15 protein-coding genes are annotated in these 23,162 nt (G+C 72.9%); 9 read left to right on the forward strand and 6 right to left on the reverse strand.

Translation table 11 applies throughout. The annotated features are described in order from the left end of the window. Positions 1 to 119: 119 nt before the first annotated feature. Complete coding sequence (locus tag ACFV6E_RS10865; RefSeq protein WP_385460573.1) at positions 120 to 1,622, forward strand: amino acid permease; 1,503 nt, start codon at positions 120 to 122, stop codon at positions 1,620 to 1,622. Positions 1,623 to 1,654: 32 nt separating this feature from the next. Here ACFV6E_RS10865 and ACFV6E_RS10870 read toward each other — a convergent pair whose 3' ends face one another. Next, positions 1,655 to 2,071, reverse strand: a complete 417-nt coding sequence (locus ACFV6E_RS10870; protein WP_385171196.1) for an NTP pyrophosphohydrolase — start codon at positions 2,069 to 2,071, stop codon at positions 1,655 to 1,657. 146 nt (positions 2,072 to 2,217) lie between these two features. On the opposite strand from ACFV6E_RS10870, the gene ACFV6E_RS10875 reads away from it, so the two are divergent. Continuing rightward, a complete protein-coding gene (locus ACFV6E_RS10875) occupies positions 2,218 to 3,342 on the forward strand; it encodes a hypothetical protein (RefSeq protein ID WP_385171194.1) in 1,125 nt (374 codons plus the stop codon). 58 nt (positions 3,343 to 3,400) lie between these two features. On the opposite strand, the gene ACFV6E_RS10880 is transcribed toward ACFV6E_RS10875, so the two are convergent. Then, complete coding sequence (locus tag ACFV6E_RS10880) at positions 3,401 to 4,507, reverse strand: LCP family protein (RefSeq protein WP_385171192.1); 1,107 nt, start codon at positions 4,505 to 4,507, stop codon at positions 3,401 to 3,403. Between the two features lie 446 nt (positions 4,508 to 4,953). Between ACFV6E_RS10880 and ACFV6E_RS10885 the strand changes: the two genes are divergently transcribed. The 7 genes from ACFV6E_RS10885 to ACFV6E_RS10915 all read left to right on the forward strand — a co-directional run bounded on the left by ACFV6E_RS10885 (position 4,954) and on the right by ACFV6E_RS10915 (position 16,011). Continuing rightward, positions 4,954 to 6,588: a stealth family protein gene (locus ACFV6E_RS10885; protein ID WP_385460576.1), complete on the forward strand. Its 1,635-nt coding sequence runs from the start codon at positions 4,954 to 4,956 to the stop codon at positions 6,586 to 6,588. A 15-nt stretch (positions 6,589 to 6,603) separates the two neighbouring features. After that, positions 6,604 to 8,217 (forward strand): sugar phosphotransferase, encoded by a 1,614-nt coding sequence (locus tag ACFV6E_RS10890; protein WP_385171187.1) that lies wholly within the window; start codon positions 6,604 to 6,606, stop codon positions 8,215 to 8,217. After that, positions 8,214 to 9,977 (forward strand): stealth family protein, encoded by a 1,764-nt coding sequence (locus ACFV6E_RS10895; protein WP_385460579.1) that lies wholly within the window; start codon positions 8,214 to 8,216, stop codon positions 9,975 to 9,977. The genes ACFV6E_RS10890 and ACFV6E_RS10895 overlap by 4 nt, the downstream gene beginning before the upstream one ends. Continuing rightward, positions 9,974 to 12,070 carry a glycosyltransferase family 4 protein gene (locus ACFV6E_RS10900; protein ID WP_385171182.1) on the forward strand — a complete coding sequence of 699 codons (2,097 nt, stop codon included), beginning with the start codon at positions 9,974 to 9,976 and terminating at the stop codon, positions 12,068 to 12,070. Before ACFV6E_RS10895 ends, ACFV6E_RS10900 begins: the two co-directional genes overlap by 4 nt. Further along, entirely contained in the window at positions 12,067 to 14,043 is a 1,977-nt protein-coding gene (locus tag ACFV6E_RS10905; RefSeq protein ID WP_385460582.1) for a hypothetical protein, read from the forward strand. The genes ACFV6E_RS10900 and ACFV6E_RS10905 overlap by 4 nt, the downstream gene beginning before the upstream one ends. A gap of 20 nt (positions 14,044 to 14,063) precedes the next feature. Next, entirely contained in the window at positions 14,064 to 14,921 is an 858-nt protein-coding gene (locus ACFV6E_RS10910) for an endonuclease/exonuclease/phosphatase family protein (RefSeq protein WP_385171178.1), read from the forward strand. Between the two features lie 76 nt (positions 14,922 to 14,997). Next, complete coding sequence (locus ACFV6E_RS10915) at positions 14,998 to 16,011, forward strand: hypothetical protein (RefSeq protein WP_385171202.1); 1,014 nt, start codon at positions 14,998 to 15,000, stop codon at positions 16,009 to 16,011. A gap of 79 nt (positions 16,012 to 16,090) precedes the next feature. On the opposite strand, the gene ACFV6E_RS10920 is transcribed toward ACFV6E_RS10915, so the two are convergent. The 4 genes from ACFV6E_RS10920 to ACFV6E_RS10935 all read right to left on the reverse strand — a co-directional run bounded on the left by ACFV6E_RS10920 (position 16,091) and on the right by ACFV6E_RS10935 (position 23,058). After that, a complete protein-coding gene (locus ACFV6E_RS10920) occupies positions 16,091 to 18,217 on the reverse strand; it encodes a 3-hydroxyacyl-CoA dehydrogenase NAD-binding domain-containing protein (RefSeq protein WP_385460585.1) in 2,127 nt (708 codons plus the stop codon). Further along, positions 18,214 to 19,440, reverse strand: coding sequence for a thiolase family protein (locus ACFV6E_RS10925; RefSeq protein ID WP_385171174.1), 1,227 nt, complete (start codon positions 19,438 to 19,440; stop codon positions 18,214 to 18,216). The genes ACFV6E_RS10920 and ACFV6E_RS10925 overlap by 4 nt, the downstream gene beginning before the upstream one ends. Before the next feature lie 154 nt (positions 19,441 to 19,594). Next, positions 19,595 to 20,635, reverse strand: coding sequence for a LacI family DNA-binding transcriptional regulator (locus ACFV6E_RS10930; protein WP_385171172.1), 1,041 nt, complete (start codon positions 20,633 to 20,635; stop codon positions 19,595 to 19,597). After that, a complete protein-coding gene (locus tag ACFV6E_RS10935) occupies positions 20,632 to 23,058 on the reverse strand; it encodes a glycoside hydrolase family 2 protein (protein ID WP_385460588.1) in 2,427 nt (808 codons plus the stop codon). Before ACFV6E_RS10935 ends, ACFV6E_RS10930 begins: the two co-directional genes overlap by 4 nt. Between the last annotated feature and the right edge of the window lie 104 nt (positions 23,059 to 23,162).

Consider the following 23,162-nt stretch of genomic DNA (forward strand, 5'->3'; position numbering starts at 1 on the left):
GCCGCCACCCTGTACGGGTGGCGGCACCGGCCCGTTTGCGTGAACTTCCCCGCGTCGGGGCATGCGGAGCGAGAGCCCCCTCGATCATGTCGAGGACGACAAGCGCGGGAGGTACGTTCGTGAGCAACACCCTCTTCAGGACGAAGAACGTAGAGCAGTCGATCTCGGACACCGAGGAACCGGAACACGCGCTCAAGAAGTCGCTGTCCGCGCTCGACCTCACGGTTTTCGGCGTCGGTGTGGTCATCGGCACCGGCATCTTCGTCCTCACCGGCAAGGTCGCCAAGGAGAACGCGGGACCCGCGGTCTCCCTCGCCTTCGTCGTCGCCGGTGTCGTCTGCGCCCTCGCCGCGCTGTGCTACGCGGAGTTCGCGTCCACGGTCCCGGTCGCCGGATCGGCGTACACGTTCTCGTACGCCTCGCTCGGTGAGCTGCCCGCCTGGATCATCGGCTGGGACCTCGTCCTGGAGTTCGCCCTCGGTACGGCGGTGGTCGCCGTCGGCTGGTCGGGCTACGTCCGTTCGCTGCTCGACAACGCGGGCTGGCACCTGCCCGCCGCGCTCGGCAGCCGGGACGGGGCCGACGGCTTCGGCTTCGACATCCTGGCCGCCGCGCTCGTCCTGGTGCTCACCGCGATCCTCGTCGTCGGGATGAAGCTGTCGGCGCGGATCACCTCGCTCGTGGTCGCGATCAAGGTGGCCGTGGTGCTGATCGTGATCGTCGCCGGCGCGTTCTTCGTCAAGGGCGACAACTACAAGCCCTTCGTCCCCAAGGCGCAGCCGCAGGAGGCCGGCGGCAGTCTCGACTCCCCGCTGATCCAGCTCATGTTCGGCTGGGCGCCCTCGAACTTCGGTGTGATGGGCATCTTCACCGCCGCCTCGGTCGTGTTCTTCGCCTTCATCGGCTTCGACATCGTCGCGACCGCCGCCGAGGAGACCCGCAACCCGCAGCGGGACATGCCCCGAGGCATCCTCGGCTCGCTGCTCATCTGCACCGTGCTCTACGTCGCCGTCTCCCTCGTCGTCACCGGCATGCAGAAGTACAGCGCGCTCTCCGTGGACGCGCCGCTCGCCGACGCCTTCAAGGCCACCGGGCACCCCTTCTTCTCCGGTGTCATCAGCTTCGGCGCCGCGGTCGGACTCACCACCGTCTGCATGATCCTGCTGCTCGGCCAGACCCGGGTGTTCTTCGCGATGAGCCGGGACGGGCTGCTGCCGCGGTTCTTCTCCCGCGTCCACCCCCGCTTCCGCACCCCGCACCGGCCGACCATCCTGCTCGGCGTGGTGATCGCGATCGTCGCGGGCTTCACCAGCCTCAGCGAACTGGCGGAACTGGTGAACATCGGCACGCTCTTCGCCTTCATCGTCGTGGCGATCAGCGTGATCATCCTCCGCAGGAAGCGGCCCGACCTGCACCGTTCCTTCCGCACCCCGCTGGTGCCGTTCGTGCCGATCGTGTCGGTCCTCGCCTCGCTCTGGCTGATGCTGAACCTGCCGGCGGAGACCTGGCTGCGGTTCGCGATCTGGATGGTGATCGGCTTCCTGGTGTACTTCCTGTACGGGCGCTTCCACAGCCGGCTGGCGCAGGGGGGCCGGACGCCGGCGGAGGCCGCCAAGTCCTGACCGCGGCCGACTCCCACCGGGGCCCAGGCCGGTCAGCCGTCCTGCCGTACCGCCCGCGGCCCCGTGACCTCCGCCCCCGACGCGCTCACCCGGCGCCGCAGCTCCCGGTCGGCCGTCACCACCAGGCGCGCCCGGTCCGGGTGGGCGGCGGCCAGCTCCACGATGCGGTCGTCGCCGCTGCCGGGCGCGGACTCCACCCGTACGCCCGGCACCGCCGTCACCCCGCGGGCAGCGCCCTCCACCACGAGCACGATCTCCACGGGTCCGGCGTGCCCCGGCAGTCCGTCGCGGGCGAGCCGGTCCCGCAGCCGCTCGGCGGCGCCTCTGCGGTCGCGCCACCAGCCGTCCGGGACGGAGCCCACGACATTGGCGGCGTCGACGATCACGAGCAGCGGATCGGCGGAGGCGGCCGGGGCGGCGGGACCGGTGGAGGCGGCGGAGTCGTCCATGCCGTCAGGGTCGCACGGCACGCCGACATCACACGTCGTTCGTAGAACGTTCATCTTATGATGGAACGCGCTCGGCCCCCGCGTGACCGTACGCGGAGGCGGCAGGGGAGCCGCGCCGAGCGTCATGAGAAGGGGCAGGTCACGTCATGCGGACCAGATCCGGGCGCGGCGCCGCCCGGGGGAGAGCGACGGCCGCGGCCGTCGCTGACGACAACGCCGAGCGGTACGCGGCCGAGGCGACCCTCGGCGGCCCGTGGCTCACGCTGGGCAAGGACGGCAGGTTCACCGCGTACGCCCGCACCCGTGCGGGCCTGTTGCGCTGGACCGAGGAGCGGCCGGGCGGCCCGCGCTGGACGGGGCCCGAGCTCTTCCCGGTGCCGCATCTGACCGATCTGTCGGTGGCCCGGGGCGCCGACACCTATGTGCACTTCCTCGGCCGCCGCTCCGTGGCCAAGGGCGACGGGCCGCCCGCGGTCGACATCGTGCACGCCATCCAGTACCAGACCGGGCGGCCGGTCACCGAGTGGCGCTCGCTCGGCAATCCGCACAAGGACCGGGAGAAGGCCGCGCGTTTCGGGGTGCCCGTGGGCGCGGTCAGCGCGTCGGGCCGGGTGCACGTCTTCGCGCGCAACGCGGGCGGCGGGCTGATGATGCGCCGCGAGTCGCCCACCGGAAAGTGGGAGGCGTGGGCCGACCTCAAGGGCAGCCGGGTGCGGGACGGGCTCGCCGTCGTCGCCCACGCCTCCGGTCGCATCGAGGTGCTGGCGGGTGGTGAGAACGACGCCATGCGGTGGCTCCAGTCCGAGCCGGACGGCGACTTCCGGCAGGACCCGAACATCCCCGTCGTACTGACACCGCGCTCGGCCTCGGTCCTGGAGACCGCGCCCGGCCGGGCCACCTTCTACTGGACCGACCCGGCCACCGGACAGCTCGTCGCGCACCGCCCCGGCGGCTGGGTGCTGCCGCTGGGCGGCGCCCCGGCCGGGGATCCCGTGACCGCGCTGCGCGCCGCGCTCGACGGCTACGACTGCACCGTCCTCGCCCACCGGGACCACGAGGGGCAGGTGCAGCTCGCCGTCGGCGGTACCGAGAACGAGCAGGCCGGGCTCTGGTGGTCGCCGACCGGCGAGCGCTGCGTGGGCGGGCCCGCGCTGGCGCTCGACGCCCGCGGCCGGGTGGTGCTCGCGCTGCTCGGCGCGGACGGAGCGCTCTACGTCGCCCGGCAGAAGGACGAGCCGGGGCTGGTCATGGCGCCCTCGACGCGCGTCTGAGGCCGTACCGCCGAAAAGCAGGCCGGGGTCCGCGCGGACCCCGGCCCGCTGGCACGTGTCAGGACTGCGAACCGCCGGTGGCGGGCGACTTCTTGGCCGACTCGGGGATCGTCGTGTCGGTGCGCAGGGCCTTCCACAACTGCCCGGCCTGCGGCTCGGCCGCGACGACCCGGTTGGGGTCCTCGGTGTCGTACCGCACCGGCAGCATGATCGTCTCCATACTTGACGGGTCGATGGCCTTCAGGCTGCCGCCGTACTGGGCGAGCTTGGTGAGCGAGCCCAGACCGGAGTCGGTGGTCAGCGACTTGGTGGCGGAGCTGGCGATGCCGTACAGCTTCGTGGGGCTGCCCAGGACGTCCTGGCGCTTGATCTCGGCGAGGACGGCGAGCATGAACTTCTGCTGGAGGCCGATGCGTCCGAGGTCGCTGCCGTCGCCGTAGCCGTAGCGGGTGCGCACGAGGGCGAGCGAGTCGGTGCCGTCCAGGCGGTGGGTGCCCTTGGCCAGGTCGAGGCCGCTCTTGGTGTCCTTGATGTCCTCGTCGAGGGTCACGGACACTCCGCCGAGCGCGTCCACGAGGTCCTTGAAGCCGGCGAAGTCGATCTCCATGTAGTGGTCCATGCGGATGCCGGAGACCGACTCGACGGTCTTGACCACGCAGGCCGGGCCGCCGGACGAGTAGACCGAGTTGAACATCACGCGCTTGGCCTCGGGCAGCTTCTCACCCGAGGCGGTAGTGCAGGCGGGGCGGGTGACCAGGGTGTCGCGGGGGATGCTGACGGCGGTGGCGCGGGTGCGTCCCTCGGGGATGTGCACCATCAGCGCGGTGTCGGAGCGGGCGCCGCTGACGTTGCCGGTCTTCAGGGCGGCGTTGGCGCCCGAGCGCGAGTCGGAGCCGAGTATCAGCAGGTTCTGGCCGCTGGTGGGCAGCTTCCCGGGCCGGTCGTCGCCGAGCGCCTTGTCGATGTCGACGTCGGAGATGTTGGAGTTCAGGTTCTGGTACATCCACCAGCCCGTGCCGCCGGCCGCGAGCAGCAGCACGACGAGGCTCAGGCCGACCCAGCGCCACACCCGGCGGCGGCCGCGCGGTGCCTTGGCCCGCCGGTTCGACGGTGCTCTCCGGGCTCGGCGGGGTCCCGGCTCGGTGTCCGTCGGGGCGTGCGTCATGCCTCGGGTTCCTCTCTCGCTGCCGGCTCGGTGCCTTGGGTTCCAACGGGGTCAGGGCACGAGTGGGGGGAGAGGCCGGGCCCGCGCGGCTCGACTGCCGCGATGTGGGTGAACTATAAACCGATGTCCGGACACGGCGGGCGCCCGCCCGTTGCCGAACCGTCGCCTTCCGTTCATTCGGTCTGTCACTCCCTGTGTGTTTTCTGTCATTTGCGACTGGTGTTGACAGCTGTGCATCGCCTAGTAATGATGTGCGAGACCTGTGAAGGTTGAAACTTTTAATGATTGACGCCGGCGATCTGGCCGGCGAGTGTGCGGGCGCCGATTCGAGCCGGGGGGCTGGAGGGCGGGCGGCCGCAGAGTGTCTCGTCGCCGGTTCCGGCCGGGGCGAGGAAGGGGAGGGTGGCTGTGCCGCTGCATGCGTCTGCCCGTGGGGGGCAGCCGGCGTGACGACCGTTTCCGAACCCGCCGTCCACCGGGCCGCGGGCGTCCACGGGCATGCCCCGGCGCCGGCCGCCGAAGCACCGCGGCAGACTTCCGCGCAGACGGGCCACGCCTCGGTCACCGCCGAGCGGGGCGACGTCTACGTCGAGCCGGGACTGACCCCGCTGGCCGCCCGCGAGGCGAACCGGTCCGCGCTGACCGCGCTGCTCGACGCCGCGGGCGTCGGCCACTTCGCGGTCCGCGGCACCGGCGACCACGGCACCGTCGTCGCCGTCGCCGAGGAGGACCGCGAGCGGGTGCTCGGCGCCGTCTTCCGCGGCCTGGGCCAGTACCCGGGGCACCTCAGCGTCGTCGACCCGGACGCCCCGCGCGCCGCCCGCCCCGTCTCCACCCGCGACCCGAAGGCGTGGCGGGACGTCGCCACCGCGCCCGTCGTCCAGGTGAGCTGGTACCGCACCGACCCCGGCCGCCACCTGCTGCTCGGACACGAGTACGGCTGTGCCGTCGAGTTCTGGCAGCGCCGCGGCACCCACCTCGTCGCGCCCCGCGCCAACCGCGCCACCTGGGCGGTCGCCGCCGACGGCGTGAACGTCCTGGGCGCGGCCCGGCTCTTCAGCCGCTTCGTCTCCGACTGGACCCCGGCGCACCTGGCGCCCGCGCTCGCCACCCGCCCCGAGTTCCTGGTCAACTGCGCCGACGACATCGCCTTCCCCGTCGACGCCGTCTACACCTGGGTGGACGGCGACGACCCCGCCTGGAAGCAGCGCAAGGCGCAGGCGAAGGGCGAGGTCTACCACGCCGAGTCGGCCAGCGACGCCCGCTTCATCAGCCGCGACGAACTGCGCTACTCGGTGCGCTCGCTGCACCTGTTCGCGCCCTGGATCCGGAACATCTACATCGTCACCGACGACCAGGTGCCGGCGTGGCTGGACGAGGACGTGCCGGGGCTGCGCATCGCCACCCACCGCGAGATCTTCCGCAACCCCGCGGACCTGCCGACCTTCAACTCGCACTCGATCGAGAGCCAGCTCCACCACATCGAGGGCCTGGCCGAGCACTTCCTGTACTTCAACGACGATATGTTCATGGGCCGCCCGGTGGCGCCGCACGCCTTCTTCACCCCGAACGGCACCGCGCGCTACTTCCCCTCCCGCAACCGCATCCCGCAGGGCCCGGTCGCCGAGACCGACACCCCCGTGGACGCGGCCTGCAAGAACAACCGCGCGCTTTTGCAAAAACGTTTCGGCAGGGTGATCACCCAGCCCATGGAGCACATCCCGTACGCGCTGCGCCGCTCCGCGATGGAGGAGGCCGAGGCCGACTTCCCCGAGGCCTGGGCCCGCACCTCCGCCAGCCGGTTCCGCGCCATGACGGACCTGTCGCCGACCTCGTCCTTCGCGCTGTACTACGCCGCGCTCACCGGCCGCGCCCAGCCCGGCTCGATGCCCTTCACCTATCTGCAACTGGCCGTCCCCGACCTCGCGGACCGGCTGCAACGGCTCCTCGACGGCCGCAACCAGGACTCCTTCTGTCTCAACGACGCCTTCTCCACCCCCGAGGACATCGAGGCCCAGCAGGAACTGCTCGACGGCTTCCTCGACGCCTACTTCCCGACCCCCAGCCCGCACGAGCGATGAAACGGAGTTCCTGACGTGTCCGACTCGACGTCGCTGAGCTCCGCGTCCCACGTCTACCAGCGGCTCGTCCCCCGCCCGGTGCGCTCCGCCGCGGCCGGCACCGTACCCGTCCGGGTCCGCCGCAAGGTCAAGCGCGGCCTCGCCCGCACGCTCGGCCGCCGCGAGGCCAGGCTGCACCGGCGGGCCCTGCGCCGTGTCCGCAGGGCGGAGTTCGGGCACTCCGAGCGCCGGGTCACCGCGCCCGACGGCCGGATCGGGCACGTGCACACCGGACTCTCCGTCGACCGGGCCCGCCGCCTCGACCACGACCTCGTCACGCACGCGCTCGACGCCGCCGACATCCCCTGGTTCGCCGTCCCCGCGCTCGACGACCGCCGGATCTGCCTGGCCGTCGAACAGCGCGACAAGGGCGCCGTCCGCCGGGCGCTACGCGCGTTGCTCGAAGAGCACACCGGCTATGTCGTCTCCGTCTCCCCGGCGAACAGCGACACCCAGGCCGTCCCCGGCAGCCACGTGAAGGCGTGGAAGCACTACGGCAAGGCCCGGGTGGTCCGCCTCACCTGGCTGCGCACCGACCCCACCCAGAACCTGTGGGTCGGCGAGGACCAGGGCATCGAGATCGAGTTCTGGACCGTCAACACCGACCTCCCCGAGGAACGGCTGACCGGGCCGCGCCCCAACCGGGTGCAGCGCGCCGTCCCGCGCGACGCCCTCGGCATCGAGATCGGCCTCGACCGGCTCTCCGGCTACTGCGACATCGACGGCGACCTGGAGCCGACGATCACGCTGGAGGACTTCGACATCGCCAGGCTCGAAGAGATCACCTTCCCCGTCGACGCCGTCCTGCTCTTTAGGCACCCGACGGACTGGGGCGAGGAACTGCTGCGCGCCGCACTGCGCTCGGTGCACCAGTACGCACCCTGGACCGACGTCGTCCACGTCCTCGCCGAGGCCCCCGTACCGTCCTGGCTGCGGGCCGGCGAACGGCTCAGCGTGGTGCCCGTGCAGCCCGGCGCCGACCCGGCCCTGCACCAGGTGCCCGACCTCGCGGACAACTTCCTGCTGCTGCGCCCCGGCGCCCTGCTCACCCGCCCGGTCCGCCCCTTCGACTACTTCACCCCGCACGGCCAGACCCGCCCCCGGCGCGGCCCCTGGACCGCCGAGGAGTCCTTCGCCCCCTGGACCCGCGCCGCCTACTCCGCGACCGGACGCGTCACCGCGCACGGCTACGCCGACGGCCCCCAGCCCTACCGCCTCGAAGCCCTCGCCCGGCTCGCCGCGACCGGCGTCCAGCCCCCGCGGGCCGCCGACGGGCAACTGCTGCGCGCCGTGCCCGGCACCCACCCCATGGACGGGGTGGCCCACCACTACGGGTACGTCGCCGGGCTCGCCGACCCCTCCGGCGAGGCAACCGCCGCGCTGCACGCCGCACTGCCCGGCATCGCCCACCGCCTCGAACGGCTGCTGGTGCGCCGGGACACCCAGCAGCTCCAGCTCTTCGGCCTCGGCTCCCAGGAAGCCCTCGGCGGAGGCGGCACCAAAGCCGTCCTCGGCTTCCTGCGCCGCTACCTGCCCGTGCCCTGCGTCTTCGAACACCAGGCACCCGAGACGCCGGACACCCGCTCATGAGCGCCGCCAACGCCGAGGCGACCGCAGCGGTCGGCGCCTACCGCACCCTCGTCCCCGCCCGGCTCCGGCGCCGGATCGCCCGCCGCGTACCGGCCCGGCTGCGCACCGCGCTCAAACAACTGCTGCGCCGGCTCCAGACCCTCAGCCTGGGCGGCCGGGCGCTGCGCGGCCTGCGGGCCCGCCGCCGCTGGCCGCACCTGTTCCGGGCGGACGAACGGCTCGCCGCGCTCGCCGGGCGCGGCGAGCGGATCGCCCTGGTCCGGCCGACCGTGTCACCGCTGGGCCTGCGCGAGGCCAACCTCGAACTCGTGGTGAGCCTGCTGGAGGAGGCGGGCGTCGACTACTTCGCGATCCGCGGCAACTCCGACTTCCGCTCCTGCCTCGCGGTCGCCGAGGCCGACCGGGACCGGGTCCGCACCGCCCTGGACTCCGCCGCGCGCACCGGACCCGTCTATCTGAGCGCCTGCCACGGCGACGCCGCGACCGGCCGGCCGGCGCTGTCCGGCTCGCGCCGCGCCCGGCACCTCGCACGCGAGGCCGCCGTGCTGCGCGTCGGCATGGTCTGGAGCGACCCGGCCGGATCCCTGGTCCTCGGCCTGGACTACGGCTGCGACCTGGAGTTCTGGCGGCCCGAGGACGGGCGCCTGGTGGCACCGCGCCCCAACCGGGTCACCGAGGACGTCGCCGTCGACGAGCCACGTGTCACCGTCCCGGTCAGCCGCCTCACCGGCTTCGCCGCCCTGCACACCCGCCGCACCCGCGCGGTGCGCACCATCCGCCCCTGCGCCGAGGCGCTGCCCGAGGACGTGCGCTTCCCGATCGACGTCGTCTACACCTGGGTCGACGGCAACGACCCCGCGTGGCAGCGGCGGCGCGGCGCGTACGGACCCGGCGGCTACCACACCGAGTCAGCCAACGCCGCCCGCTACATCAGCCGCGACGAACTGCGCTACTCGCTGCGCGCCCTCGAACAGCACGCCCCCTGGGTGCGCCACGTCTACCTGGTGACGGACCGTCAGCGCCCGGCCTGGCTCGCCGACCGCCACCCCCGCATCACCGTCGTCGACCACTCCGAGATCTTCGACGACCCCGCCGCGCTGCCCACCTTCAACTCGCACGCCATCGAGAGCCGCCTGCACCACATCAAGGGCCTCTCCGAGCACTTCCTCTACTTCAACGACGACATGTTCCTCGGCGCCCCCGTCACCCCGCAGGACTTCTTCCTCTCCAACGGCATGACCCGTACGTTCCTCTCCCCGTCCCAGGTGCCCCGCTGGGACCTCACCCTCGGGGACCGCCCCGTCGACGCGGCGGGCAAGAACAACCGCCGGATCATCCTGGACCACTTCGGCTCGGCCATCGTCCAGAAGCTCCGGCACGCCCCCTACGCCCTGCGCCGCAGCGTCCTCGCGGAGATCGAGCACGAGTACGCCGACGTGCACCGGGCGACCTCGCTCAGCCGGTTCCGCAGCGCCACCGACATCTCGATCCCGTCCTCGCTGTACCACTACTACGCGTACTTCACCGGCCGGGCCGTGCCCTCCACCATCAGCTTCGCCTATCTCGACCTCGCCAGGCCCGAGATCCAGCGGCGGCTCGGCATCCTGCTGGCCCGCCGCGACCGCAAGGCGTTCTGCATCAACGACACGCTCTCCGACGGCCACGACACCGAGCGCCAGACCGCGATGCTCTCCGGGTTCCTCGACTCGTACTACCCGGTCCCCAGTCCCTTCGAGCGCAAGGCGGGCGAGGTCCGGTGAAGATCTCCTTCCTGATCAACAACATCTACGGCATCGGCGGCACCAACCGCACGGTCATCAACCTGGCCGAGGCGCTCGCCGTCCGGCACGACGTGGAGATCGTCTCGGTCTTCCGGCGCGCCACCGCGACCAAGTTCGAGATCTCCCCGCGCATCACCGTGCGGGCCCTGGTCGACCTGCGCCCCGGCTCCGCCGACCGCTCCGCCGCGGGCAGCGACGAACCCAGCGAAGTGGTGCCGCGCCAGGAGGAGTTCTCCGCGCAGTACAGCAGGTTCACCGACGGGCGGATCATCCGCGAGCTCCAGCGGACGGACGCCGACGTCGTGGTCGGCACCCGGCCCAGCCTCAACCTCTTCGTCGCCGCGCACACCCGCGACGGTGCCCTGCGCGTCGCCCAGGAACACATGACCCACCTGGCCATCCCGCCCGCCGTACGCGCCGAGATGGCCCGGGTCTACCCGCGGCTCGACGCCATCACCACCGTCACCGAGGCCGACGCGCGCTCCTTCCAGGAGAACACCCCGATCGCCGGGATCCCCGTCGTCGGCATCCCCAACAGCGTGCCCCAGCCCGCCGTCGCCCCCTCCGACTGCGCCCACAAGGTCGTCGTCAGCGCGGGCCGCATGCACCACATCAAACGCTACGACCTGCTCATCCGCGCCTTCGGCCTGCTCGCCGAGGAGTTCCCCGACTGGCAGCTGCGCATCTACGGCGACGGCGGCGAGGCCGGCAAGCTGCGCGCCCTGGTGAGCGAACTCGGCCTCGCGGGCCGGGCGCTGCTCATGGGCGGCTTCTCGCCCATCGAGTCCGAATGGGCCAAGGGCTCCATCGCGGCCGTCACCTCCAGCGCCGAGTCCTTCGGCATGACGCTCGTCGAGGCGATGCGCTGCGGCCTGCCCGTCGTCTCCACCGACTGCCCCGTGGGCCCCCGGGAGATCCTGCGCGACGGCGAGGACGGCTTCCTGGTCCCCAACGGCGACGTCGACGCCATCGCCTGGGGACTGCGCCGGCTGATGGGCGACGAGGCACTGCGCCGCGACATGGGGGCCGCCGCGCTGCGCAACGCCGCCCGCTACGACCCCGCGGCCGTCGCCGGCCGCTACCTGGAACTCTTCGCGGACGCCGCCCGCCGCCGCGCCGCGGGCGAGCGCGGCTACCGCCCGCCCGCCGGACCCCGCGAGACCGCCACCGCCCAGGTCACCGTGCCCCCCGTGGCGATCGGCGCGGCCACCGTCGACGTCACCGCCGACGACGCGGGCTGGCTGCGGTTCAGCGCCGACGGCCCCGGCGAGGGCCGCCGGCGCTGGCAGTTCGTGCTCCGCCACAAGCCCTCCGACGGGGACGCCCGCCCCGAGATGCCGCTGCGTACCGTACGGAAGAACCTCGACAACGGAGGCACCCGCTACACCGCGGCGCTCACCCCCTCCGCCCTCGACGAACTCGGCGACGGACGCTGGCAGGTCGCCATGCGCGCGCCGAAGTCGGCCGCCGTGCACATGAAGGCGGGCATCCGCGACACCCGCGCGCTCATCGACGCCCGCGCCCGGCTGATCGACCGCCCGGCGACCCGCTCCGTCGGCTGGAACCTGCCCTACGCCCAGCCCAACGGCCGGCTGATGCTGCGTACGGTGCTGCGCCAGGAGCACGCCGAATGCACCCGCGTGGAGGTCACCGACACCGGCATCCGCCTGGAGGGCGTCTTCTGCGCGGAACGCCGGCTCGAACCCGGCGCGCTCTTCGTGGTCAGCCGCCGCGGCCGGCACACGAAGGACTTCACGGTGCCCGTGCAGGTCCTCGGCCGCCAGGGCTTCCGCGCCGAGGCGCCCGTGCGCCACGTCGTCGACCACCGCCTGGAGCGCTGGGAGGACTGGGACTGGTGGCTCCAGCCGGACCCGGCCGACCGGCGCAAGGTGCGCGTCTGCCACCTGCTGGAGGACTTCCCCGACGTCAAGGGCGCCTACGGCTACCCGTCGCTGCCCCTGGTCGGCGACGAACCCTCCGCCTACGCCGTCTTCCACCCGGCCCGCCCGGTGTGGGTACGGCCCTACTGCTCGGCCTCGGGAGCGATGGCGATGAACGTGGTGGACCGGTGAACGCGACCCCGGCGGACCGCAGCGTCCTGCACGTCGTCGCCCACCAGGACGACGACCTGTACTTCATGAACCCCGACCTGGTCCGCTCCCTCCAGGACGGGGACCGGGTGACCACGGTGGTGCTCACCGCGGGCGAGGGCGACGGCGTCAACGCCGACACCGACGACCCCGCGCGCGGCGCCGTCCCGCCCGACTTCGCGGGCTACAGCACCGCACGCGGCTGCGGCCTGCGCGCCGCCTACGCCCGCATGGCGACCGGCGACCGCAACAGCCCCTGGCGGCGCGAGCCCGTCGACCTCGTACCCGGCTTCGCCGCCGAGCGGTTCACGCTCCAGGAGACGGACGGCGTGTGCCTGTACTTCCTCCAGCTCCACCAGGGCGCGCCCACCGAGCGGGGCACCCGCACCCGCCTGCACGAGCTGTGGGACGGCACCTCGCGCACCCAGGCGACACTGCCCGTGCGCGGCTGCACCGTCGGCGAGACGCAGCACATCACCCGCGAACAGGTCGTCGCCGCGCTGACCGCGCTGCTCGCCCACACCCGCCCGACCACGGTGCGGACCATGGACCCCGACCCCGAACACGACGGCGGCAAGGAGGAGTTCGTCTGCTCCGACCACGCCGACCACACCGCCACCGCCGAGTTCGTCCTCGCCGCCCTGCTCCGGCACCGCGAGGCCGGGCACAACCCGGTCGTCGAGCACTACCGCGCCTACGCCAACCGCTTCTGGGGCTACAACCTGGACCCGGCCGCGGTCACCGAGAAGGGCGAGTACCTCGCCACGTACGCCGGTCTCGACGCGCCGCCGAGCTGCCCGCACGGCACCTGCGAGCGGTGCGGCGACCGGCAGCTCGGCCCGGACCCGTACCGCAGCACGCACATGCGCAGCGCCGCCTACCGCTACTCGCCGACGGCCGGCTGGCTGCGGCTCGGGCCCGGCGGCCGGCTCAACGCCTTCGGGACGCTGGCCGGGCGGCTCGCCTTCTGGACCGAGACGGGACCCGCGAGCGGCGAGTGGAAGGGCCCGTACGTCCTCGGCGACGGCTGGCTCTCGCCCACCGTCGCCGTCACGGGCGTGCCCGGCGGTCCCGGCGAACTCGTCGGGCTGCGGCGCCAGCCGGTCGTCGGCGGCGGGGTCACCGTCGACGTCGTGCACACCGTGCAGGACGCGGACGGCGGCGGCTTCAGCGGCTGGCGGACCCTGGAGAACCCCGACTGGGCGCACGGCGACGGGCGGCGCCAGCGGGAGGCCGGGGTGCCCTCGGCCGCGGTCGACGCGGAGGGCCGGCTGTACGTGTTCGTCCGTGACTTCGCGCAGGGCGTCAGCCTGCGCCGCCGCGACACCGACGGCTCGTGGACGCCCTGGCAGCACCTCGGCGGCTCTTTCGTGCAGGACGCGGGCACGGCCCTGACCACCGGGCACGGCACCGTGGAGCTGTACGTACCGGGCAAGAACACCGTCTGGCGCTGGTACCAGCAGGAGAGCGGCGGCCCCTTCGTGCTCGACGACACCCTGAGGACCGGCAGGCCCGCGACCGGCGGGATCACCGCGGTCGACTCCGGCGAGGGCCGGACCTGCCTGTACTTCCGTCAGGCGGGCACCGGGCAGGTGATGGCCTACCGCCAGCACCCCGACGGGCGCTGGCCCGGCTCCGGGGCGGGCCTCGGCGGCCACGGCGGCACCGGCGCCGTCGCCGCCCTGTGGGCACCCGAGCGCGGCGCCCGGGAGGCGTACCTCGCGCACCGGGGCAGCCGCGGCCGGCTCGTGGCGTCCCTGCCCGACCGGGACAAGAACGTCTCCGGCACCCACTGGCGCGAGTCCGGCGGGATGTTCGCGCAGGCCCCGGTGCTCGCGTACGACGCGGCGGGCGCCGTCGTCACGGCCGTCGTCGGCACGGACGGCAGGCTCCACGTCCGCCGTCAGCTCTCGCCGTCGGTGGGCGCTCCGCCGGGACCCTGGCGCACCCGGTGAATTCCCGTCACCTTGGACGGGTGACGCGTACCGGAGTGTTCGTGTGGGGCACCGCGGCCTTCCTCGTGGCGGCGGTGCTCACGGTGCTTGCCGTGTCCGCCCCCGAGGGTTCGGGCGACGCCGCCCCGGCGGCCCCGCGCCACCTGCGCGTCATGCAGTACAACCTGTGCGGGGCCGCCGCCCACTGCACCTGGAACGCGGGGGGATCCGGAGCCGGTACGTCCATCGAGCGCGTCACGGCGCGGGCCCGGAAGTTCCGGCCCGACATCCTCACCGTCAACGAGATCTGCCTGACCCAGTACGCCGCCCTGAAGGAACGGCTGGCCGGAGCGGGCTGGCGGATGGACGGCACCTACGCCTCCTTCCAGGACAACGTGCCGAACTGCGGGCCCGGCGGCCGGTTCGGCGAGGCCGTGCTCAGCCGCCGGAACGTGCCCGACGACGTACAGGACTTCCAAGCGTTCACGCACACCGGCGGCGAGACGTACACGGGCGGCGGCCGGACCGTCGACGTGCGCCGCGGACTGCTGTGCGCCCACACCGAGTTCGCGGGGGAACCGCTCACGGCGTGCACGGCCCACGCCTACGGCGGCGCCCCCGGCCAACTGCGGGAGATCAGGGACCGGTTCCTCGACCTGCCGGCCGGGCGGCGCGTCGTGCTCGCCGGTGACCTCAACGCCCCGCCGGACTCCCCGGCGCTCGGGTTCCTCACGCCGTACTTCACCGAGGCCGACCGGCGGGGCGGCCCCACGGCCGGCGGCCGGAAGATCGACTACGTCTTCGCCGACCGCAGCCACTTCGCCACGGTCACGGGCCGGGCGCGTACGTTCCCCGAGTCCGACCACGCCCTGCTGACCGGTGTGTTCCGGTTGCGGTGAGAGAAGGGGCCCCGGGACCGGGGCTGGTCCGGTGTCCGCCCCGCCACCGATCTAGAGTGAGCGCGTGTCGACGGTCGTGAACGGTAACTGGTTCCTGCGCGGACGGGACGGCAGGCTGAGCGCGTACCTGCCGACGGAGGCCGCCGCCCTCTGCCGGGCCGAGCACGGCCCCGGCGGCCCCTGGGACCCGCCCCGGGCGGTGGGCGGCGACCAGCGCCTGCACCCCGTGCTCGCGGTCGGCCAGGGCGCCGACCGCTACGCCCACCTGGTGGCCTGGCGCCCCACCGCGGCGGGCGAGTCCGGCCTGGTGCACTCCACCCACTTCCGGCCCCGGCTCGCCGCCCTGGACTGGACCCCGCTCGGCCACCCGAACAAGAAGGGCGACCGCACCGGCGCCCCGGCGGTCACGGTCGACGCGCAGGGCCGCGCCCATGTCTTCGTGCGCAACGGCGGCGGCGGGGTGAGCATGCTCGGCCAGAAGGAGAAGGGCGGCTGGGGCCCCTGGCGCGACCTCAAGGGCAGCGAGGTCCACGAGGACCTGGCGGCCGTGACCGGCGAATCGGGACTGGTCGAGCTGTACGCGGCGGTCCCCGGCGCGATCCTGCACTGGCGGCAGGAGGCGCCCGGACAGCCGCCGGTCCTCGACGAGGCCATGGAGACGCCGGTACGGCCCGGCACGCTCCGGGCGCTGGCCACCTCGCCGGAGCGCACCAGCCTGTTCTTCACCGACACCTCGGGCGATCTGCGCGTCTGGCGCCCGGGAGCCGAACCCGCCCCCGTGATCGCGAGCGCGGGACCCGGACCCGTGGCGGCGGTCCGCTGCGAACTGGACGGCCACGACTGCACGTTGCTCGCCCAGCGCTCGGCGAGCGGCCGGGTCGCCTTCGCCGCCTTCCCCACCGAGCAGGAGACGGCCGGCGCCTGGTGGACCGAGTCGGGCCCGCAGCTCCCGGCGGACGCCCGGGTCGCGCTGGCCGAGGACGAGGAGGGCCGGGTCGTCGCGGCGAGCCTCACCCCGGCGGGCGAGCTGTACCTCGCCCGCCGCAAGGACGAGCCGGGGCTCGCGCTGGAGGCGTGGCGGCAGGTGTGAGCCCCCGGCACACGGATGCCCGGCACACAAATGCCCGGCACACCGTGAGGCGTGCCGGGCATCCGTATGCGGACGGTGCTTACGCCGGGACGCTCGCCACGCCCGGGGCCAGGAACTTCTTGCCGTTCACCCGCTCCGAGACGCCCTCGCGGTCCAGGTACGGCGTGATGCCGCCCAGGTGGAAGGGCCAGCCGGCACCGGTGATCAGGCAGAGGTCGATGTCCTGGGCCTCGGCGACGACACCCTCGTCGAGCATCAGCCCGATCTCCTGGGTGACGGCGCCGAGCACCCGCTCGCGCACCTGCTCCTCGGTGAGGACCGTGTCGCCCTGCTTCAGCAGCGCGGCGACCTCCGGGTCCAGCTCCGGCTTCCCGCTGTCGTACACGTAGAAGCCGCGCTTGCCCGCCTTGACGACGGCCGCCAGGTTCGGGGAGACCGTGAAGCGGTCCGGGAAGGCCCGGTTGAGGGTCTCCGAGACGTGCAGGCCGATCGCGGGGCCGACCAGTTCCAGGAGCACCAGCGGGGACATCGGCAGACCGAGCGGCTCGACGGCCTTCTCGGCGACCTCGACCGGGGTGCCCTCGTCGATGACGTTCTGGATCTCGCCCATGAAGCGGGTGAGGATGCGGTTGACGACGAACGCCGGGGCGTCCTTCACCAGCACCGCGGTCTTCTTCAGCTTCTTGGCGACACCGAAGGCCGTGGCCAGCGCCGCGTCGTCGGTCTGCTCACCGCGGACGATCTCCAGGAGCGGGAGGATCGCGACCGGGTTGAAGAAGTGGAAGCCGACGACCCGCTCGGGGTGCTTCAGCTTCGACGCCATCTCGGAGACCGACAGCGAGGAGGTGTTGGTGGCGAGGATCGCGTGCGCCGGGGCGACCGCCTCGACCTCCGCGAACACCTGCTGCTTGACGCCGATCTCCTCGAAGACGGCCTCGATCACGAAGTCCGCGTCCGAGAAGCCCTCGGCCTTGTCCAGGACACCGCTGACCAGCGCCTTGAGGCGGTTGGCCTTGTCCTGGTTGACGCGGCCCTTGAGCAGCAGCTTGTCGATCTCGGCGTGGACGTAGCCCACGCCCTTGTCGACGCGCTCCTGGTCGATGTCGGTCAGCACGACCGGCACCTCCAGGCGGCGCAGGAACAGCAGCGCCAGCTGCGAGGCCATCAGCCCTGCGCCGACGACGCCGACCTTGGTGACCGGGCGGGCCAGGTTCTTGTCCGGCGCGCCCGCCGGGCGCTTGGCGCGCTTCTGGACGAGGTTGAAGGCGTAGATGCCGGAGCGCAGTTCGCCGCCCATGATCAGGTCGGCGAGCGCCTGGTCCTCGGCGTCGTACCCCTTCTGGAGGTCGCCGTCCTTGGCCGCGGCGATGATGTCGAGCGCGCGGTAGGCGGCCGGGGCGGCGCCGTGCACCTTGGAGTCGGCGATGAAGCGGCCCTTGGCGACGGCCTGGTCCCAGGCCTCGCCGCGGTCGATCTCGGGGCGCTCGATGACGATCTCGCCCTTGAGGACGGACGCCGTCCAGATCAGCGACTGCTCCAGGAAGTCGGCGCCCTCGAAGAGCGCGTCGGCGATCCCGAGCTCGTAGACCTGCGCGCCCTTGAGCTGCTTGTTCTGGTTCAGGCTGTTCTCGATGATGACCGAGACGGCGTTGTCGGCGCCGATCAGGTTCGGCAGCAGGGTGCAGCCGCCCCAGCCGGGGACCAGACCGAGGAAGACCTCGGGCAGCGAGAAGGCGGGCAGCGCGGCGGAGACCGTGCGGTACGTGCAGTGCAGGCCGACCTCGACGCCGCCGCCCATCGCGGCACCGTTGTAGTACGCGAAGGTCGGGACCGCGAGGCCCGACAGGCGCTTGAAGACCTCGTGGCCGCCCTTGCCGATGGCGAGCGCGTGGTCGTGCTGCTTCAACAGCTCGACGCCCTTGAGGTCGGCGCCGACCGCGAAGATGAACGGCTTGCCGGTGATGCCGGCGCCGACGATCTCACCGGCCGCGGCCTCCTTCTCGACCTGGTCGACGGCGGCGTTCAGGTTCGCCAGCGACTGCGGTCCGAAGGTGGTCGGCTTGGTGTGGTCCAGGCCGTTGTCGAGCGTGATGAGCGCGAAGCGCCCCGCGCCGAAGGGCAGGTCGAGGTGGCGTACGTGCGCCGAGGTCACGACCTCGTCGGGGAACAGCTCGGCCGCGCCCTTGAGGAGTTCAGCGGTGCTCACTTGTCGCCTCCGGCGTCCTTGTGGTGCGGGTTCTCCCAGATCACCGTGGCGCCCATGCCGAAGCCGACGCACATGGTGGTGAGGCCGTAGCGGACCTCCGGCTGCTCCTCGAACTGGCGGGCCAGCTGCGTCATCAGCCGCACGCCGGAGGAGGCCAGCGGGTGGCCGAACGCGATGGCGCCGCCGTACTGGTTGACGCGCGCGTCGTCGTCGGCGATGCCGTAGTGGTCCAGGAAGGCCAGGACCTGGACGGCGAACGCCTCGTTGATCTCGAAGAGGTTGATGTCCTCGATCGACAGGCCCGCCTTGGCGAGGGCCTTCTCGGTCGCCGGGATCGGGCCGTAGCCCATCACCTCGGGCTCGACACCCGCGAAGGCGTACGAGACCAGGCGCATCTTGACCGGCAGGCCGTTCTCGCGGGCGAAGTCCTCGCTCGCGATGATCGAGGCGGTGGCGCCGTCGTTCAGACCGGCCGCGTTACCGGCGGTGACCCGGCCGTGGACACGGAACGGGGTCTTCAGGTTCGCCAGGTTCTCCAGCGTGGTGCCCGGACGCATCGGCTCGTCGGCGGTGACCAGGCCCCAGCCCGTCTCACCGACCTCCGCGTTGGTGTTGCGCACCGAGATCGGCACCAGGTCGGCCTGGATCTTGCCGTTCGCGTACGCCTTGGCCGCCTTCTCCTGCGAGCGCACGGCGTACTCGTCGGCGCGCTGCTTGGTGATGTGCGGGTAGCGGTCGTGCAGGTTCTCCGCCGTCATGCCCATGAACAGGGCGGACTCGTCGACCAGCTTCTCGCTGACGAACCGCGGGTTGGGGTCGACGCCCTCGCCCATCGGGTGGCGGCCCATGTGCTCGACACCACCGGCGATGACGGCGTCGTACGCGCCGAAGGCGATGGAGCCCGCGGTGGTGGTGACGGCGGTCAGCGCGCCCGCGCACATGCGGTCGATCGAGTAGCCGGGCACGGAGGTCGGCAGACCGGCCAGGATACCGGCGGTACGGCCGATGGTCAGGCCCTGGTCGCCGATCTGCGTGGTCGCGGCGACGGCCACCTCGTCGATCTTCTTCGGGTCGAGACCGGGGTTGCGGCGCAGCAGCTCCCGGATGGCCTTCACGACGAGATCGTCGGCGCGGGTCTCGTGGTAGATGCCCTTCGGGCCCGCCTTGCCGAACGGGGTACGGACGCCGTCGACGAAGACGACGTCCCTGACGGTACGAGGCACGATGGCTCTCCTCCAGATGCGGGGTGGCACTGCTGCGCGACGCACACGCCTGAGCGTGCGCTCACCCCTCATGCTACTTACGGGTAACCATGCTGCCCAGTCCCGGGGAGGGGAGCGGCGAAGGTCACACCGTATCCACCCGCCGCGGCGGTGCTCACCGCGGGCGCGGAGGTGCCGTCGAGCCCCGTGGGGTAAGTACCGGCGTCGTCACCGGATGCGACCCCGGGCCCTCTCCCGTGATCACCCCGAACAGCGTCCGCGCCACGTCCGCGCCGAAGCCGTGCACGTCGTGGCTCATCGCGGACAGCGTCGGGTGGGTCAGCCGGCACAGCTGGGAGTCGTCCCAGGCGAGGAGGGAGACGTCGCCGGGGACGCTCAGGCCCATCTCGGCGGCGACCGAGAGGCCCGCCACGGCCATGATGTCGTTGTCGTACACGATCGCGGTCGGCCGGTCCTCCGGCGCCGCGCTCAGCAGCGACCGGGTGGCCCGCGCCCCCGCGTCCCCGGAGAAGTCGGTGGCCACCTGCCACGCGCCGGACGCCCCGAGCGACCCCACGGCCTCGTCGAACGCGGCGGCCCGTATCGCGGTGTGCCCGAGCGCCGCCGCGCCGCCGACCCGGGCGATCCTGCGGTGCCCGAGCGCGCCGAGATAGCGCACCGCCTCCGTGACGGCCGTGGCGTCGTCGGTCCAGACCGAGGTGAGGCCGCCGGTGAGCGAGGGGTGCCCGACGGCCACCGCGGGCAGCCCGAGCCGCTCGACGGCGGCCACCCGCGGGTCGTCCGCCCGGAAGTCGACCAGGATCGAGCCGCTGATCTGCCGCCCCTTCCACCAGTCCTCCTGGAGCCCCGCCTCCTCCTCCGGGCTGCGCACCAGGCGCAGCAGCAGCGAGCACGACCGCTCGATCAGCACGCTCTCCACCCCGGAGACGAACTCCATGTAGAACGGCTCAAGGCCGAGCAGCCGGGCCGGGCGGCAGACCGCCAGCCCGACCACGTCGACCCGCCGCCCGGCCAGCGACCGCGCCGTGGGGTTCGGCGACCAGCCCAGCTCCCGCGCGGCGGCGAAGATCCGGTCGCGGGTGGCGTCCGAGAGACCCGGCTTGCGGTTGAAGGCGAGCGACACGGCTCCCTTGGACACCCCGGCGCGCGCCGCGACGTCCTTGATGGTGACGCGGGGGGCCGGCGCCGCTGTCATCGGGCGGGCTCCACGCAGTACAGGGCGGTCCGGGCGGTCTCCGCGTCCGGAGTCTTCCAGCCCCGCACCCCGATGGTCACCTGTTCCCCGGGCAGCAGCGTCACCCGCCCGGTGTCGGCCGTGGCGTCCGGGGCCAGCCGGTCCGCCTGGAGCAGCAGGTCGCGTACGAGGGTGCGGGCGGTGACGGTGACCGCGTCCGGGGTGACCGACACGTCGAAGTGCGGGCGGGGGTAGGCCACTTCGCGGTCCGGTACGGGGAAGTGCACGGCCCTCAGTGTCTCTGTTCCCGCGGCCGCGTCCGCCACCAGGAACTCCTTCGGGCCCGCCGGTTCCAGCTCCCCGGGCACGCGCAGGACGCCGACCGCGCGGGCGGCGGCCGGGACGGTCAGCTCCCGGGCGGCGAGGACGTCGCCGGCGACCGACATCCGGCGCAGGGTCACCGTGGCGTCCCAGGCCGCCGCCGACTGGTTGACGGCGGCCAGCACCAGACCCTCGGGCCGCTCGCCCAGCGTCAGCAGCCGGTCCGCGTACAGCCGCTTCAGCTCGTGGTACAGCGGTTTCGCCCGGCCGTCCCCGTCCAGCGCGGCCCAGGAGGTCACCGGCCAGCAGTCGTTGAGCTGCCAGACGACCGTGCCCGCGCACACCGGCCAGTGCGACCGCCAGTGCTCGATCCCGGCCGCGACGGCCCGCGCCTGGTTGAGCTGGGTGAGGTAGTGCCAGCGGTCGAAGTCCCCCTCGGGCAGGGCGAAGTGGGGTTCGAGGCCGCGCGCCAGCTTGCCGTTGCCGTCCTCCGCCTTCTGGTGGTGCAGCACACCGGGGGAGTCGGGGGCGAGTGCCTCGCCGGGCAGGGCGCGGCGCAGCGTCGCGTACGCGGGCGGCGCCTGCCAGCCGAACTCGGCCACGAACCGGGGCACGGTCAGCCGGTAGTCCGCGTAGTCCCGCCGGTTCCACACCTCCCACGAGTGGTGGGTGCCGTGCGCCGGGTCGTTCGGATGGTGGTCCCACGACCCGGACCAGGGGCTGCCTGCCGTGTACGGCCTGCTCGGGTCCAGCTCGGCGACGATCCGCGGCAGCAGCCCGAGGTAGTAGCCCTCGCCCCAGGAGTCCCCGCCGAGCCGCGACTCCCAGTGCCAGTCGCGGAAACCCCACAGGTTCTCGTTGTTGCCGTTCCACAGCACGAGCGAGGCGTGCGGCATCAGCCGCACGACGTTCTCCCGGGCCTCGGCCTCCACCTCGCCGCGCAGCGGCTGCTCCTCGGGGTAGGCGGCGCAGGCGAACGGGAAGTCCTGCCAGACCATGAGGCCCAGCTTGTCGCAGACGTCGTAGAAGTCCTCGCTCTCGTAGATCCCGCCGCCCCAGATCCGTACGAGGTCGACGCCCGCCTCGGCGGCGCGGGTGAGCCGGTCGCGGTAGCGCCCGGGGGTGACGCGGGACGGGAAGACGTCGTCGGGGATCCAGTTGACGCCGCGCGCGAAGAGCCGTACGCCGTTCACCACGAGGGTGAAGCCGGTGCCGTGGACGTCCGCGCTCCGGTCCAGTTCGACGGTGCGGAAGCCGATGCGGCGGCGCCACGTGTCGAGCGGCGCCCGCCCGTCGGTGAGCGTCAACTCGACCTCATACAGCGGCTGTTCGCCGTAGCCGTGCGGCCACCACAGCTCCGCGTCCGGGATCCGCAGGACCACCGTGCCGCTCGTGCCGTCGATCCGGGCGCCCGCCCGCACCCCGCCGACGCGCGCCTCGACGGCGAGTTCCGCCCCGGCACGGGTGCGCTCGACGTCGACGGCCAGCTCGACGCGGCCCACGCCGTCCTCGACGGTGACGAGGGGCCGCACCCGGGCGATCCGCGCCGTCGACCAGTGCTCCAGCCGCACCGGCCGCCAGATCCCGGCCGTGACCAGGGTCGGCCCCCAGTCCCAGCCGAAGGAGCAGGCCATCTTCCGCAGGTACTGGAAGGGTTCGGGGTACGCGTTCGGGCGCTCGCCCAGCCGCTCGCGCACCGCCTCGGCCGCGGTGTAGGCGGAGGTGAACCGCACCGACAGCGGGCCCGAGCGGCCGGTGACGTCGAAGCGGTACGAGCGGTGCATGTTACGTACGGAGCCCAGGGGCCGGCCGTCGAGCAGGATCTCGGCCGCGGTGTCGAGCCCGTCGAAGACCAGGTCCGTCCGCTCGTGTCCTTCGCGTTCCCCGTGCCCCTCGTGCCCTTCATGCCCCTCGTGCCGCGAGGGGGCGGGCAGCTCGGTGCCGTAGGTCCAGTCGCGCCGGCCCACCCACGCCACCTCGGTCTCGTTCCGGCCGAGGAACGGGTCCGGGATCACCCCCGCCGCCAGCAGGTCGGTGTGCACACAGCCCGGCACGGCGGCCGGCAGCGCGGCCCCGTCGTGCCGCAAGGTCCATCCCTCGGTGAGCGGTGTGACGTCGAGCATGCGCACTCCTCACTGCTAAACCGGTTGAGAAATATGCGGACTTGAGGTCGCGGTCGCAAGAGACATCGTTGGCGGGATTAGGACTTTACCGGTTCAGTGACCAC

It is taken from the genome of Streptomyces sp. NPDC059785 (assembly GCF_042732375.1).
Taxonomy (GTDB): Bacteria; Actinomycetota; Actinomycetes; order Streptomycetales; family Streptomycetaceae; genus Streptomyces.

Coding starts and splice junctions, on each gene's coding strand:
- ACFV6E_RS10870 (WP_385171196.1), bottom strand. CDS start 2,071: ATGGACGACTCCGCCGCCTCCACCGGTCCCGCCGCCCCGGCCGCCTCC.
- ACFV6E_RS10875 (WP_385171194.1), top strand. CDS start 2,218: ATGCGGACCAGATCCGGGCGCGGCGCCGCCCGGGGGAGAGCGACGGCC.
- ACFV6E_RS10880 (WP_385171192.1), bottom strand. CDS start 4,507: ATGACGCACGCCCCGACGGACACCGAGCCGGGACCCCGCCGAGCCCGG.
- ACFV6E_RS10895 (WP_385460579.1), top strand. CDS start 8,214: ATGAGCGCCGCCAACGCCGAGGCGACCGCAGCGGTCGGCGCCTACCGC.
- ACFV6E_RS10930 (WP_385171172.1), bottom strand. CDS start 20,635: ATGACAGCGGCGCCGGCCCCCCGCGTCACCATCAAGGACGTCGCGGCG.
- ACFV6E_RS10935 (WP_385460588.1), bottom strand. CDS start 23,058: ATGCTCGACGTCACACCGCTCACCGAGGGATGGACCTTGCGGCACGAC.